The sequence below is a fragment of the Microcoleus sp. LAD1_D3 genome (assembly GCF_036702135.1).
Taxonomy (GTDB): domain Bacteria; phylum Cyanobacteriota; class Cyanobacteriia; order Cyanobacteriales; family Microcoleaceae; genus Microcoleus.
Window position 1 is genome coordinate 1 of sequence record NZ_JAUBSB010000064.1, and the last position, 12,870, is coordinate 12,870.

Annotated in this window: 12 protein-coding genes; 1 reads left to right on the plus strand and 11 read right to left on the minus strand. The window is 47.3% G+C overall.

The window, feature by feature from the left end; all coding sequences use genetic code 11:
- Nucleotides 1-56: 56 nt before the first annotated feature.
- From QUA74_RS24935 to QUA74_RS24975, 9 genes are all read right to left on the minus strand, one after another.
- Nucleotides 57-254, minus strand: coding sequence for a hypothetical protein (locus QUA74_RS24935; RefSeq protein WP_333334461.1), 198 nt, complete (start codon nucleotides 252-254; stop codon nucleotides 57-59).
- A 116-nt stretch (nucleotides 255-370) separates the two neighbouring features.
- Nucleotides 371-1,831: an IctB family putative bicarbonate transporter gene (locus tag QUA74_RS24940; protein ID WP_333334463.1), complete on the minus strand. Its 1,461-nt coding sequence runs from the start codon at nucleotides 1,829-1,831 to the stop codon at nucleotides 371-373.
- Nucleotides 1,832-2,113: 282 nt separating this feature from the next.
- On the minus strand, nucleotides 2,114-3,001 hold the full coding sequence (locus QUA74_RS24945; RefSeq protein ID WP_333334465.1) for a histidine kinase dimerization/phospho-acceptor domain-containing protein: 888 nt from the start codon (nucleotides 2,999-3,001) through the stop codon (nucleotides 2,114-2,116).
- 120 nt (nucleotides 3,002-3,121) lie between these two features.
- A complete protein-coding gene (locus tag QUA74_RS24950; RefSeq protein ID WP_333334467.1) occupies nucleotides 3,122-4,561 on the minus strand; it encodes a 1-acyl-sn-glycerol-3-phosphate acyltransferase in 1,440 nt (479 codons plus the stop codon).
- A 453-nt stretch (nucleotides 4,562-5,014) separates the two neighbouring features.
- Nucleotides 5,015-7,021, minus strand: coding sequence for a ribonuclease R family protein (locus tag QUA74_RS24955; protein ID WP_333334469.1), 2,007 nt, complete (start codon nucleotides 7,019-7,021; stop codon nucleotides 5,015-5,017).
- Nucleotides 7,022-7,335: 314 nt separating this feature from the next.
- Nucleotides 7,336-7,551, minus strand: a complete 216-nt coding sequence (gene rpsR, locus QUA74_RS24960; protein WP_006631377.1) for a 30S ribosomal protein S18 — start codon at nucleotides 7,549-7,551, stop codon at nucleotides 7,336-7,338.
- A 147-nt stretch (nucleotides 7,552-7,698) separates the two neighbouring features.
- Entirely contained in the window at nucleotides 7,699-7,887 is a 189-nt protein-coding gene (rpmG, locus tag QUA74_RS24965) for a 50S ribosomal protein L33 (RefSeq protein WP_333334470.1), read from the minus strand.
- Nucleotides 7,888-7,925: 38 nt separating this feature from the next.
- A complete protein-coding gene (locus QUA74_RS24970; protein ID WP_333334477.1) occupies nucleotides 7,926-8,459 on the minus strand; it encodes an RDD family protein in 534 nt (177 codons plus the stop codon).
- 107 nt (nucleotides 8,460-8,566) lie between these two features.
- Nucleotides 8,567-8,809, minus strand: coding sequence for a DUF7219 family protein (locus QUA74_RS24975; protein WP_190658612.1), 243 nt, complete (start codon nucleotides 8,807-8,809; stop codon nucleotides 8,567-8,569).
- Between the two features lie 361 nt (nucleotides 8,810-9,170).
- Between QUA74_RS24975 and QUA74_RS24980 the strand changes: the two genes are divergently transcribed.
- On the plus strand, nucleotides 9,171-10,025 hold the full coding sequence (locus tag QUA74_RS24980) for an SGNH/GDSL hydrolase family protein (protein WP_333334478.1): 855 nt from the start codon (nucleotides 9,171-9,173) through the stop codon (nucleotides 10,023-10,025).
- Between the two features lie 109 nt (nucleotides 10,026-10,134).
- Here the strand turns inward: QUA74_RS24980 and QUA74_RS24985 are convergent, their stop codons facing one another.
- Nucleotides 10,135-11,034 (minus strand): DUF4436 family protein, encoded by a 900-nt coding sequence (locus QUA74_RS24985; RefSeq protein WP_333334479.1) that lies wholly within the window; start codon nucleotides 11,032-11,034, stop codon nucleotides 10,135-10,137.
- Between the two features lie 238 nt (nucleotides 11,035-11,272).
- On the minus strand, nucleotides 11,273-12,772 hold the full coding sequence (locus QUA74_RS24990; protein WP_333334480.1) for a carotenoid oxygenase family protein: 1,500 nt from the start codon (nucleotides 12,770-12,772) through the stop codon (nucleotides 11,273-11,275).
- Nucleotides 12,773-12,870: the final 98 nt, after the last annotated feature.

Consider the following 12,870-nt stretch of genomic DNA (forward strand, 5'->3'; position numbering starts at 1 on the left):
TTAGAGAAAATAGCAATCAGGGCGCTGTTTTTGATTATACCCGACAATCCATCAAGTTATTTATTTTTCAGTCCTAAGTCCTCAGCTAATTTCTTGGCTTGGCGTCCAAACACTACCCAAGTTACTGGTTGACTAGCATTAACGTAAAGCCATTTGCGGTTGTTTTCTGATAGTTCTCGATGCCGTTCAATGTAGCTTTTGATAGCATCGGTAAGGTGGCGACGAAGACGCTTGCCTTCTAGCCCAATCCTCATTAACTCCTAAAGGAGTCGTTTTTTCTTGGCAGGAATTAGTCTGGCTTCGCCATTGATAGCATCCCTCTTGCTCGCATCCGCACCGGGCGGGGAGAAAACCCCGCCAGCACTTCTATCTACTCGCCCTCCGTCAAAGCTGAATATTCCTGATGGTGCGAGTTGCTGTAAAAACTAGCAATAATCGCCACCATCAACCACCACAGCATATTAACTTCCGGTCGGTACCAAACTGTATCGACAAAACCGTGGGCCATCATGCCGGCTAAAGTTGCGATCGCCCCAATCAACCAAAACCCCTGATTCGATTTGAGATTTTGGATTTTAGATTGGGGATTTTGGGATTCTTCCTCTAAACTAGAGATTTTAAATTGTGAATCCCGCAGATTTTTGATCTGCAACAAACCTTGATTGACGGTGACAGTCATCAGCCACAGGAAACACATTAAACCGATAAAACCGGTTTCAACCGCAATTTCCAGCAGCACAGAATAAGCGCTCAAAGCAGTGAATCTCGGCTTCATGTAAAGCGGATAAACTTTATTAAAAGCAGTGTTTCCGGGCCCAATTCCGAGAATTGGCCGATCGCGAATCATGTCAATCACCGCCGTCCAAACATTAATCCGAAAATTGTTGCTGCTGTCACCTCGGCCGATAAACATACTTGAAACTCGATCGCGCAGAGGCTCCACTAAAGCCACTCCCAAAATTAAGGCTCCAGCCAAACCTCCTAACCCTAACGGCAGCGCCCAAGTTCGCCAGAACCGAGGCATCAAAGGGCTGTACCAGTACCACAGCAGCACTAAAAATACCACCAGTAGAGCCACAAAACCGATCCAAGCACCCCGGCTGTCCGTGTAGCGCAAACACGCGCAATTCACCACCAGCATTGTCAGCGCTAAAATTTTTGTTCCCCATCCTTTCCACACAAAAAGTGCGGCGGCGCTCAATGCAATGGCCGGCAGTAAATAGGAACCAAGCAAGTTAGGATTTCCCAAAAAGCTGTAAACTCGCGTGACATTGGCTTGAGTAGAAGTCGGATCGTTCCAAGTAGCTAATGGCGGCACTTTATCAATCCACTGCCGCACGCCGTAGAAACTGACAACTAAAGAGACGTTCAAAAATACGGCAATTAACCACGATCGCCAACGGGGCGATCGCAATATCCGAGCCATCAGCGCAAAAAACAGCAAATATAGCGTTAGCTTGCTCCAACCAGTAGCAGCGGCCACTTTCACGGGCGACATCGCCGTTGCGACGGTGGCAATGCCCCAGTACAGCAGTACCAGCAAGTAAATCGGCCTCAAGGCGATCGGGCGATCGTCCGAAACAGTCAGCAGCACCCAAAATGCAGCGCTAGCCGCCATCAACACCCCCACCAAGGCATTGTTTACAAACGGCGCCAAACCGAAAGTCAAGGCCAGCAAAACAAAACCCAAGGGTTCTGCCCACTGCATCAGCCAGCTACTCTGCCGCCAACTGCGTAAAGAGCCGATCGCCAAATTGAATAAATAACTTCTACTTTGCCACTGAGATAGTGGCAAATTTGCCAGAGTTAACTGTTGCCAAACTGAATTCATTGCTATTTTAGATTTGTACTTGGTAATCGGTAATTGGGAATTGGGAATTGGGAATTGGGAATCGCTAATCGGGAATTGGTAATCGGTAATCGGGAATTGGTAATCGGGAATTGGTAATCGGGAATTGATAATTGAAAAAAGTTCAGTTATTTTTCTTCCTTCTTTCAGCAGTTACCTCCTGTAAACTGCTTCTTCCCTCTTCCTGACATCCGTTACATCCGTTACATCCGTTACATCCGTTACAGAATCCGTTGCCGAACTTCCCTCTTCCTTCTTCCTTCTTTACCCTTCCAACAATTCCGTAGCATTTGTGCAGGGCAGCCAGAGCACGTAGCGATATCCAGATTCCGGGGCTCCTTGAATTGAGAGTTGACCGCCTTGAATTTCCACCAATTGGCAGCAAAGCAGCAGCCCCAAGCGTTCCCGCGCCCCGTAACCAGCTAACACCGGTGCGGTATCCTCGGCATTCTGGGCCACCAAAGCCGCCAATTCAGAAAACGCCAGCGTTAATCGCTGCGAACCCTGTGTCGGGAGTTGCGGTTCGAGTCCGGGGGAGTCGGTTTCGGAGTTCGAGGGCGAACCGCTACCCGATCCGGCCTTCGACAAGTAGTCGGTGTAGAGTTTAGCATGGGGCAAACTTTCCCCTAACCAAGGATGAAAAACCCAAACTCCAATGTTGATACCGTCTTCTTTCCGAGAAACGTGGACTCGAATCACGCTGCCTGCCCCAGCAGATTGAATAATGCTAAAAATTAAGTGGTGCAGCATTTGCTGAACCTTATCTTTATCTACCAACCAGATGCGCGACCCGGGCCCCATCGACAAATTAATTTCTTGCTCTCGTTTACTTGCCGCCGAGGACAGGATTGTCACAACCTGCTGGCACAAAGTTTCTATATCGACTGCGGTTCGCTTCAAGGTGAAAGCGGAATCATTTAGTTCTGACAGTTCCAAAATTTCTTCAACTAGCGATCGCAAAGAGCGGCTGCTGTCTTGGATCACGTCAATATATTCTTTTTGCTTACTCGTTAAGGGCCCATAAATTTCTTGTTTCAACACGCTTGCCATGCCGAGAACAGAAGTGAGTGGTGTGAGCAATTCCTGCGCTAAATTATTTAGCAGTTTTACCTTAATTGAGTTAGTAGACAAATCGATAGGTTTGTTATTCATCGGTTATTTTTCTGGTTTTATTATCGCTGGTTGATTATTAGTGGTTCATTATACCTCTTTCTAAAGTCTATAACAACTTGAATGATTAATGACTAATGATTAATGACTAATGACTAATGACTAATTAATCATTGCTTCTAAAGCTGATTGCAAGTCTTGAGTGAGTTCGGCAACTGCTAACCTACGGCTGGTTTGATATCGATCCCAACGATCGCTCACTAATATGGGTTCGCCCACGGTCATTTGTACCTGCTGTTTGCCCAACTTCGGTCTGCCGAAAGGATTTCCCCCTTTGATGCGAGCCAGTACGTCCCACAGCAGTAAAGTTGTTTCTGCCAAACGTTCTGCTGTCAGTTGTTCTGCGACATACCTGCCCGTGACGGACACGAAACTTTCTACAAGTCTCATGTGCCACATCCGAAGACTTGCTTCTTCAGCCAGGCGATCGGCTAATCCTCTTTCTAAGGGAGAAAGTGCTGCAATATCTTTGATATCTTCTCGATAAATATACTCCCAGCCTGCTTGTTCCAGACGGCGGCAGCGGTCTATTAAACTGCCTTTTGGCTTTAAGTTGAAATATTCTTCTCCTACTTGCAAACCCACGTCTAACAGGGCTTTCAGTCGAGCCATCATTACTTCATTGCCAGAATCATTTCCCGTTTTGTTGGGGAGGGATAATGATGTTAAAATAGATGTTTTTGGCTGTATTTGTTTATGATAAAAACGGCTGTAAAACTCTTCCATTACTGCTAGTAAATGGCTGCCCAGTCGAATCAGGCGCAGATATTGGAATTTGTGATTGTGGTTTTCGGAATCGGGATTGGCGGTCTCTAAATTGACGATATCGGTGCGATCTAAGGGTGGCAGTCCGCAATCAATTTCTAATTGAGTTAAAAGTTTTTCTAGGGGTTGCCAAGGTGGGTTGACATAGCGGTATTGAATGCCGATCGGCACAATTAAAACTTTTTCAGTGCGTCCGGCTTTCAGCAAATCTTCAACGCACCAGAAACCCATTTGAGCAATTCCCGGTTCGAGGGGGCTAACTATTTCATTGTGACCGTTGGTGGCACCTTCTGGGGCGGCGGCGATCGGGAATTGGCTGTTGACAAATAAATCGCGGGCCGATCGCAATCCGACGCGATCGATCTTCCCGCGAACAATCGGAGTGCCACCGAGTTTGGAATACAACCAGCCGACTCCCGCACCGGCCCACAGGGGAATGCCGCGATCGTAGATAAAGTGCGAATGTACCGGGAATTGCAGGGGAATGCCTTTGGCCCGCGCCGCCTGGGGAACGAGTTTCCAAATTAGTTGTCCCAAACAGTAGGGATCGTTTGAGTTGGGGTGGCGGAATGCTAGCAAGAAGCGAACTTTCTGATTTTGAAATTGGTGGAATAGTTCGGCGAGGGTTTCGACGTTTTCGGCTTGAACGTGGCTGATATTCGTCCGAAATCGCAGCCACCAGGGGAATATTTGCTTACAACCTTGCATCACTAGCGGGTTGTAGGCTGAGGGTATGAATTCCAGCGGCGGCTGAACTTGGCTAATTGAATTGGGCATTTTGCGATTTTAAATTTAAAATTTTAGATTTTAGATTTTAGATTACTAGGCTGCGGTAAAAACTTCCAATTTTTACAATGGTGAAGTTTTTTTTATTAACCGCAGAGGACACGGAGGAACAGAGGAGATAGCAAACCGTGTCAACTTAACGTCAAAAGTATTACCCGTCTTCGATTGAATATCATGTCCAGTCGATCGACCCCAATATTTTGGTCGGGGCCGGTTTACGGTATTTCTGGGTGATATTACAGATTCAGAGGTGAACTAGCCCTGACAAGAATTATGATTATTTTACAGGACTAAATATAAACCCATCATCTTTTTTACCCGCCTGCCATTGACAATGGGGATGCGAGGGGGTCAGAAACTCGACTAAAAACGAGATTTATGCTCAGTTTCAGCCTTCCACACAAATTTTTGCAATCCAAAATCCAAAATCTAAAATCTAAAATCCTATTGTGCGGCTTCAAATATCATTTCCTGGAAGTTAATGACATCCGATCGCGGATCGCAGTGGGTGACTTTGACTTCTAGCCGATCGCCTATTGCCACCGATCGACCAAATCGCATTGCCAATTCTAAACCCAAATCTTCCAATAAAATCAATCCGAGATTGCTATCTTCCCTCAGCCAGCGCAGCATTAAAGCTTCCCAAACTTCATCGGGGTTGCGTCGCAAATATTCCAATCCCCAATAGCGGTTGGTTTGGCGTTCGACGGTGGATGCTTCTTTAACTGCGGTGCCGAGACACATCACAATGTCTTGTATTTCTTGGGCCGTAAAAGGTAGGGGTTCGCCCCGCAGGTGGGCTTTGATTTGGAAGTGAGTCAGCAAGTCGGTATAGCGGCGGATCGGGGAAGTAACTTGGGTGTATAATTCCAAACCCAAGCCGGCGTGGCGTCCGGGGGTGAGGCCCATTTCGCTGCGGGGCATACAGCGGCGCACGGCGCAAGCGCGGGCGGGGCCAGCAGGTACGGCCAGCAGTTCTTCATCGGGAGGGAGTTCGGGCTGTGGCTGATAGCGGTAGGGTATGGGCAGGCTGTGAGCTTGACCGTAGCGGGCGGCTAGTTCGCCGGCTAAAATCATCATTTCGGCTACTAGCATCCGGGCTGTGGAGTCGTCGATGACGTGGATTTTGATGTCGTCGCCGTTGACTTTGATGACGGATTCTGGCATGAAAATGCTGATTGCGCCTTGGGCTTCCCGCCATTTTTGGCGCAGTTTTGCTGCAGAGGCGATCGCTGCTATTTCCGGTTCTGCTTCGATTCCCAACTCCAGCATTTCGTCTACGTCATCGTAGGTCAAGCGGTAGGTGGGTTTTATGGTGCTGATGTGGATGCTGTAATCTTGAGCCGCGCCGATTTCGTCTAATGTGACGCTGAAGCTGAGGGCGCTGCACTCTTTGCCTTGAATTAAACTCATCGGCCCGGTTGCCAAAGCTGGGGGAAACATGGGGATCATTCCCGTGGGCAGGTAAACCGTAGTGGTGCGCTTTCTGGCTTCGAGGTCGAGTTCGTCTCCGGGGGAAAGCAAGCGGGTGGGATCGGCGATGTGTATCCACAGCCGCTGCTGGCCGTTTTCGAGGAATTCTAAGCTGAGGCCGTCATCGATTTCGGTGGTGCTTTCGTCGTCGATCGTGTAAACCTTCAGGTGAGTTAAATCGAGACGATTTGTGTCGGAGTCGGTTGGGGGATTTTCTAGGCAGCGTTGAGCCACTTCTAATACCTTTGCGGAGAATTGTAGGGGAATTTGGCTGCGCCGCAAAAACAGGTTTTCGTGGGTGCTCCACAGGCCGAGATCGACTAGGAGCCCAAATGCTGCTTCGGGGTTTTCGGAACGTTCTAAGCTGGCTAAAGTTTCTAATGCCGGGATGCGGTGCGTTGCTTCTTCTCCGAGGGTGGCAAAGCGTTCTAAGGCGTCGAGGCGAGTTCGATCGCTATTTTCCCAATCTACATTTTCCCCTGCCAGCCGCTGTTTGACTCGATCCCAAAATCCTTGGGATTCTTGGTGTCGCTGCTGTTCTACTTCTTGCTGGTGTTTGATTTCGGCTACTTGGGCGGCAGATCGCGGTTCGTAGCGATCGCCCTTTTGTTTGAAATACAGTTTGTCTGTTGATAGCAAACAGTAAGCCGCGTAACACTGGGCCCCACTACTCTCAGAAAATAGCAGCATTGCTAGGGATTCGGGATCTGCTGTTTCTCCGTCACCGACTAAAAGTTCCCAAGCGACTTCCAAACTCGACGGATCTGAGTATGCTTCTACTTCTTTGAGAAATTTGGGAATGTCGGAGGGTTTATAAGTTTCTCCGACTACTTCGTAGGTGATTTGTTTGGGCGGTATGCTGTGCGGTTGACTGTTTTCGTCTACCACCACCCAGTTTTTCTTGCCGTCGGGGCGATCGGCAACTGCCAGACGGCGGTCGCCGTGCACTCTAAATTCTACTAACGTTCCCTTCTCCACTTGCCAGCTTTATATTTGAGATTTTGGATTTTTACAGTAGCCACTTATCGAGTTTCGAGCTTGCGATTTTAGATTTTGGATATTGGCAATTTTTCTGGTCAATTGTGAAAGTTAAAATCTAAAAAGTTGTTTTTTATTCTTGCTTTTTTTTTTAACTTTTGACTTGTGATTAAGACTTGCGCTGCGGCGACTCTTAACCCTATTTTGCGATTATTTCGCTGCATTCTTGCTGCACTCTTAATGACAGAAAGACGTTGTTTTCGCGCAAGTCTTATTCCCAGTCCAAAATCTAAAACCCAAAATCCCAAATCCTGTTAACCTTCTTGGTTTACGAAGGGCATCAAAGCTACAATTCTTGCTCTTTTGATGCTTCTGGTCAGGTCGCGCTGCTGTTTGGCCGTCAAACCGGTAATCCGGCGGGGCAAAATTTTACCGCGTTCTGTGACGTATTTTTTGAGCAAATCGACATCTTTGTAGTCGATCGGGTCTCCTGGTTTGATGGGCGAAACGCGCCGGCGAAAGTAAGTCATGGTTTGTTGTTTGTTGACTGTTGTTTATTGACTGTTGACTGTGAGTTTTTAGTTATTAGCCGTTACTTGCTAGCCGTCAGTAAAGCATTTGTTAGTTATCTGCTTTTCGCGGGTCAATATCAATTGCCAACGACTAATGACTAATCACTACTTGATCTCTTTGTGGGTAGTGTGCTGGTTGCAGTGGGGGCAGAACTTTTTGAGTTCCAGCCGCGCCGTCGTGTTGCGACGGTTCTTGGTGGTGGTGTACCGAGACACGCCTTTTGAGCGTTTGCTTACGTTTGTACGGCACTCAGTACACTCTAGAGTAATTATGATGCGGACGCCTTTAGCCATAATTCTAAATAAATTTCGACTAATTTAAACACAATTTATTATCTTCTCACATTGCTCTGCACTTGGTCAAGCAATCTTCTAACTTTGATGTCGAGGGAGTAGCCACGGCGGGTTCCAACGACGATCGTCCCGCCGATGCGATCGTGGAAAGCTTGGGGAAATCTTTCGGCGGAGGTGAGGGCAACGCTACAGTCGATGGCCAGGGGCAGCATCAGCAGCAAGACGGCGGCGTTTGTAGATGTGAGCCCAGCTATACCTGCGAAGGCTAAGGCAGCGCAAAAACCCAGCAATGCCTCGCGCTTGCACAGTTCTTGCACTCCGGGAGTCCGTTGGAATCTGGTATCGGCAATTTTCATGTCCAAGGCCCAGCGCCCGAGACTTTGACCTTGGTTTTTCCTGACGATGGCTACGCGCATGATCAGCCACAGTAGGACAAAAAATATGATTTGGACGATCGCATTAGTACCCAGAAGCAAACTGGGCAGCCAAACTGCGATTCCGTCGATGCAGAGGGCCGCGGCGCGGCGGCCGACGGATACTTTGGGAAGGAGAGGTACTAAATCGGAACTCATAGGCAAAAAGGTCGATCGTCAACTAGCTACTTTTTGATCTTAAGCTCTCGATTAATGGATCGGCATCAATCGCGCATAACTCAACTTCCAAGCCAACCGCTAATTATTCAAGCAGAAAATGGATTTTCGCCGATTCCCAACTGCTTTTTCGACTTTTCCACCTGTTCCCACAGTGTTTGGATCTGAGTAAATGCCTGTTCCACAGAGATTTTACCGTTAGATGTCAAGGAACTGATGTAACCCACTCGCTGAGAAAACTCTTGTAAATTCGCATTAAATACCAAATTCTCTGGCTTTACTTCACCGTAATAACGATTTTGAGGATATAAAAAATTTGAATTTGCTACCATTGCTTTAACCTCGCATGAAAAGTTGTTTCCTGAACTAATCAATAATATTATAAACCGCGAACACCTGCTAAAGTTGTGCCGTAAGTAGCAGAAATCATGTGACAGTGGGCGAACTTTTTTGTGATGGCAATTACACGGACTGATCGGGGCAACAAAAACCTCAGTGATTTCACCTGTACAACTTACGCAGGCGGGGTCAACAACCAGGTTTCTGCCTTAAGGCTTATAACTTAGGATGTGGCGTCCAAACCAGGTTTTTGTTAGTCCAGGACTGAGTTATTGAAATAAGTGACAAAAACCCCTGAAATGGATAATATTATTGCAGACATAAATAGTTAGAGTTTTAATAGGAATCTGCGTAATGTCTCCCAATGCGCTATCGCCCCGTCCCAAACCCCGGCTGAGGCAATTTTTAATTAGACTTGCCATTGCCGTAATTGCTGCTGTTATCGCCTTCAACCTTCCTCACTCCTTAATTCCAGTGTTTAAAGAATCCGTATCCCAAGCAACGCCGGCACCAGAAATCCAGAACTTGCTCGCCGGCAAGCGCAAAATTGTGATAGTGGGCGACAGCATCACCGAGGCTGCGAAATACCCCGGAGGTTACGTTTGGCTGCTGGAACGCTATCTGAATGCCGTTTATCCCGATCGCAAAATCGAAATCGTCAACGCCGGAATTTCCGGTAACAAGGCGACTGATATGCAAGCGCGCTTCCAAAAAGATGCGATCGACCAAAAGCCAGATTTAGTCACGATTAACGCCGGAGTCAACGACGTTTGGCACGCTTTCTTCGACTTCCAAAACCTTCAGTTTTATCCGCAAGGCAACTTGCCCACGGGAGTGCCGCTGGCAGAATATCGAGATAAAATAACTCAAATGGTGCTGGCGGCAAAAGCCGCAGGAATTCGAGTTGTACTGCTTTCTCCTACTCTGATAGGGGAAAGTATCGACGGGCCAGAAAATCGCAGGTTGCAACAGTATGTTGCCGCGATGCGAGAAATTGCGTTAGAGAATCAGTGCTTGTTTATTGATTTGAATACGCCTTTTCGGGAAGTTATCGGCACGTATCAAAAGCACGCGGGCAAGACTCTGAATTTGTTGGCTGCAGATGGAGTACACCCAAATCAATCGGGATATCGAATTATGGCTTTTACTATTTTGCGAGGTTTGGGAGTACCCGCAAATGATATTGAGAATTTAGAAGTCAAAAAGTGAATCTTTGAATTTAGTTAACAGTTGACTGTTGGCTGTTAATTGAAAGTATCCAGGGTACAAGCCCCCTGATTTATCTCTGGGGGAAATTATTCAAATCTCAAATCTCAAATCATTCAATTGGCGGATGATACCGCTTTAACCAACAGCTACCGATAATCACTAACGCCACCACCACAATAATTTCCGTCCAAAAAAACGAAAGGAAATCGCTTGCCGTTCCCACCGGAGGCACCCCTGGTTGAGCATTGCGAATAGCGGGAAAAGCAAACAGCATCACACCAGTCCAACTCAGCATTCCCACTTCCGGCAACTTGCCGGATTTCATCACTTTCAATGCTAGCAAAAGCGCCATAGTTGACAGCACCCACATGATGACAATAATCACTAAGGCAAAGAATTTCACCGGGATGGAGCGAGTTGCAGAAACATCGATATAAATAAATATAGACGAATTCTCTTCCATCGGTTTATAACTGATGTCGAAACCGGGAACGTCGGCATGAAAATTAAACTCCAGCGGCACGGGATTCAGTTCAAATGGAGCAAACTTTTTGCCAATTGAAGGCAGCGGGTCGAGCGAAATAGCAACTTTAGCAATGTGCCTGTCAAACGGGTAATTGTTAATTTTTCCTTTGACTAAGTTAAACTTTAATGCAGGGACAATCATCGGTTTGCCTTCTTTAAAGGTAATTTCCGAATCCTGTACATTTGCGCCGTTAACTGTCATTAACAAGTCTTGAGCCGGGTAGGTTGGCCCTTTTTTATAGATACCTTTGAGTTCAAACTGCAAGCGGGCTTCTAATTCATTTTTAATGGGGTCAACGGCAATTACTGTCATTTTGACCTCAACCAAGCCTTTGGACGCTACAGCGCTTTCGGGAGGGGAATTGTAAGGCTCTTGGGCGTTAGCATTGTGAGAGTAAATAGATAAGATGATTGCAAAAGATACGACGATACTGCCAATTAAAATAAGTATTTTTTTGAGATTAACTTTCTTGACAGTTTGCATTTATTATGGATATGTAATGTTTTGATTTGTTGTTAGTATTTCCCGCAGTCTCCGCAGTCAGTCAGCCAGGGTTTAAACCCCTGGCTCATAGCTAGAGTCGGTTAAAACCGACTAAAGAAACTCGATCGATAATAAATGTTGGTTTTAGTCCTCTTTTAGAGGACTTTCGCTGTGAGCCGGGGGTTTAAACCCCCGGCGGGCTGTGGCGAGCGGCGCCACAACCAGACGAGTCAGCGCGCTAGTGCGAACCTGTAGGAAGCAATACATTTGGTGTGAAACTTCCGTGCAAACCGTAGGGAATGTGCTGTTTTAAATGCAAGCGCGCTAGGGGCCCTTTGGTGATGTCGCGAGCATCTAAAATCACTAAGGTCGATCGATGATTAGCTGCATCATACATTAAAACCAGCAGCCAGCCGTCATCCTCAGCAACAGCATCGGGACGGAGAACAAACACCGGTTCCCCCGCAAAACCACGCGGCGCGGCACTCCAAATGTGCCTTTCACCAGTCACGAAATCCATTTTGAGGATAGCTTGCAAAGGAGCATTTCCCGTGGGAGCATCAGCAGCACCGATGTAAAGATATCGGTAAGGTTGTCCGACATTATTCGGATGCAAAGTTGGAAACTCGCAGCACCTAGTTTCAACAACTTGATGCTGCACCGTGTTGTCTTGCAAATTTAAATTAAACCGCCACAATTCGCCCGCTGGAACGCTGTCAAAATCAATCTCGCGAAAATCGCCGTCCGCTTCTACAGTTGGAAATGATTCGTAGCAAACTGAATCTACAAAAACTTGGCCTTCTTCTTCCCATGCGTTGCAGTGGTGGAAGACAAAACAAGGTTCAGTTTCTAATATCTTCACCTCGTCAGTGCCGTTGCGGGGAATTAAAATTGCTTGCGTTGGCTTGTTTGGGGAAAATTGAATGCACTGGGATGCACTCCGAAATCCTAACACGAAAAGCAGCGGATTGAAGCTGACGGGATTTTGGAAGAATATGCAGTAATTCGGGGTAATTACCATGTCGTGCAGGAAGGCAAAACCCGGTATTGCATGGGCGTGACGCTGCAAAAGTTTACCGCTTTCGTCGAATTCGTAAATCGTGATGGTACTCGACAAGCCGGGCTTGACAGAAAAGTTTACTAATCTGTCTCCTGTGCCATTTTTCCCTTTTTCAATTCTGGGGTGGGCTGCGAAAGCTTCACCGGGTTGTAAAATGCCGTCTAGGGTGTCTAAGCCGAGTGTTTCTAGGGTGCGGGGGTCGAGTCTGTAGGGCTGTGCTGCTTCCCAAAGTGCTAGCAGTTTGTCGCCCCAATAAATGATGTTGGTGTTGGCAATGTTTTTGATTTTGACATCAAAGATGTTGGCTAGCCAGCCCCCTGGCTTCTGTGTGCCGAAAACGCCTCGGTGGAGGATTTTTCCGGCTTTTTGTTCGGCGAGATAGCCTTCTGTGTGTATGAATCGGTTGCGGAAATGGGCGCGGCCTTCGGATATTGCGATCGCACAAATCATCCCGTCGCCGTCAAACGGATGGTGGATGCGCTGGCCGTTGACATCCAATAATCCGGGCCCGTTGCGAAAGAATGTGCCTTGCAAGCCGGCGGGGATTTCGCCTTCTATGTCGTCAATCCAGTAATCGGATTCGTTGGGTTGGGATTCGTAGCCGCGCTGCCAGTCTGTGCGATCGTATGATGGGTTGGGGGCGGCTGTTTGAGGTGGGGAAAGTTGTAAGTTTGGCATTGGTGTTACGGGAGCGAATTTTTATAACCGCAGAGAGCACAGAGGGCGCAGAGAGAAGGAAATTCGGAGAATGGGGAAACACAGTTAAATTCATCCGT

Coding starts and splice junctions, on each gene's coding strand:
- QUA74_RS24975 (WP_190658612.1), bottom strand. CDS start 8,809: ATGGTAGCAAATTCAAATTTTTTATATCCTCAAAATCGTTATTACGGT.
- QUA74_RS24990 (WP_333334480.1), bottom strand. CDS start 12,772: ATGCCAAACTTACAACTTTCCCCACCTCAAACAGCCGCCCCCAACCCA.
- QUA74_RS24950 (WP_333334467.1), bottom strand. CDS start 4,561: ATGCCCAATTCAATTAGCCAAGTTCAGCCGCCGCTGGAATTCATACCC.
- QUA74_RS24970 (WP_333334477.1), bottom strand. CDS start 8,459: ATGAGTTCCGATTTAGTACCTCTCCTTCCCAAAGTATCCGTCGGCCGC.
- QUA74_RS24940 (WP_333334463.1), bottom strand. CDS start 1,831: ATGAATTCAGTTTGGCAACAGTTAACTCTGGCAAATTTGCCACTATCT.
- QUA74_RS24935 (WP_333334461.1), bottom strand. CDS start 254: ATGAGGATTGGGCTAGAAGGCAAGCGTCTTCGTCGCCACCTTACCGAT.
- rpsR (WP_006631377.1), bottom strand. CDS start 7,551: ATGACTTACTTTCGCCGGCGCGTTTCGCCCATCAAACCAGGAGACCCG.
- QUA74_RS24945 (WP_333334465.1), bottom strand. CDS start 3,001: ATGAATAACAAACCTATCGATTTGTCTACTAACTCAATTAAGGTAAAA.
- rpmG (WP_333334470.1), bottom strand. CDS start 7,887: ATGGCTAAAGGCGTCCGCATCATAATTACTCTAGAGTGTACTGAGTGC.
- QUA74_RS24980 (WP_333334478.1), top strand. CDS start 9,171: ATGTCTCCCAATGCGCTATCGCCCCGTCCCAAACCCCGGCTGAGGCAA.
- QUA74_RS24985 (WP_333334479.1), bottom strand. CDS start 11,034: ATGCAAACTGTCAAGAAAGTTAATCTCAAAAAAATACTTATTTTAATT.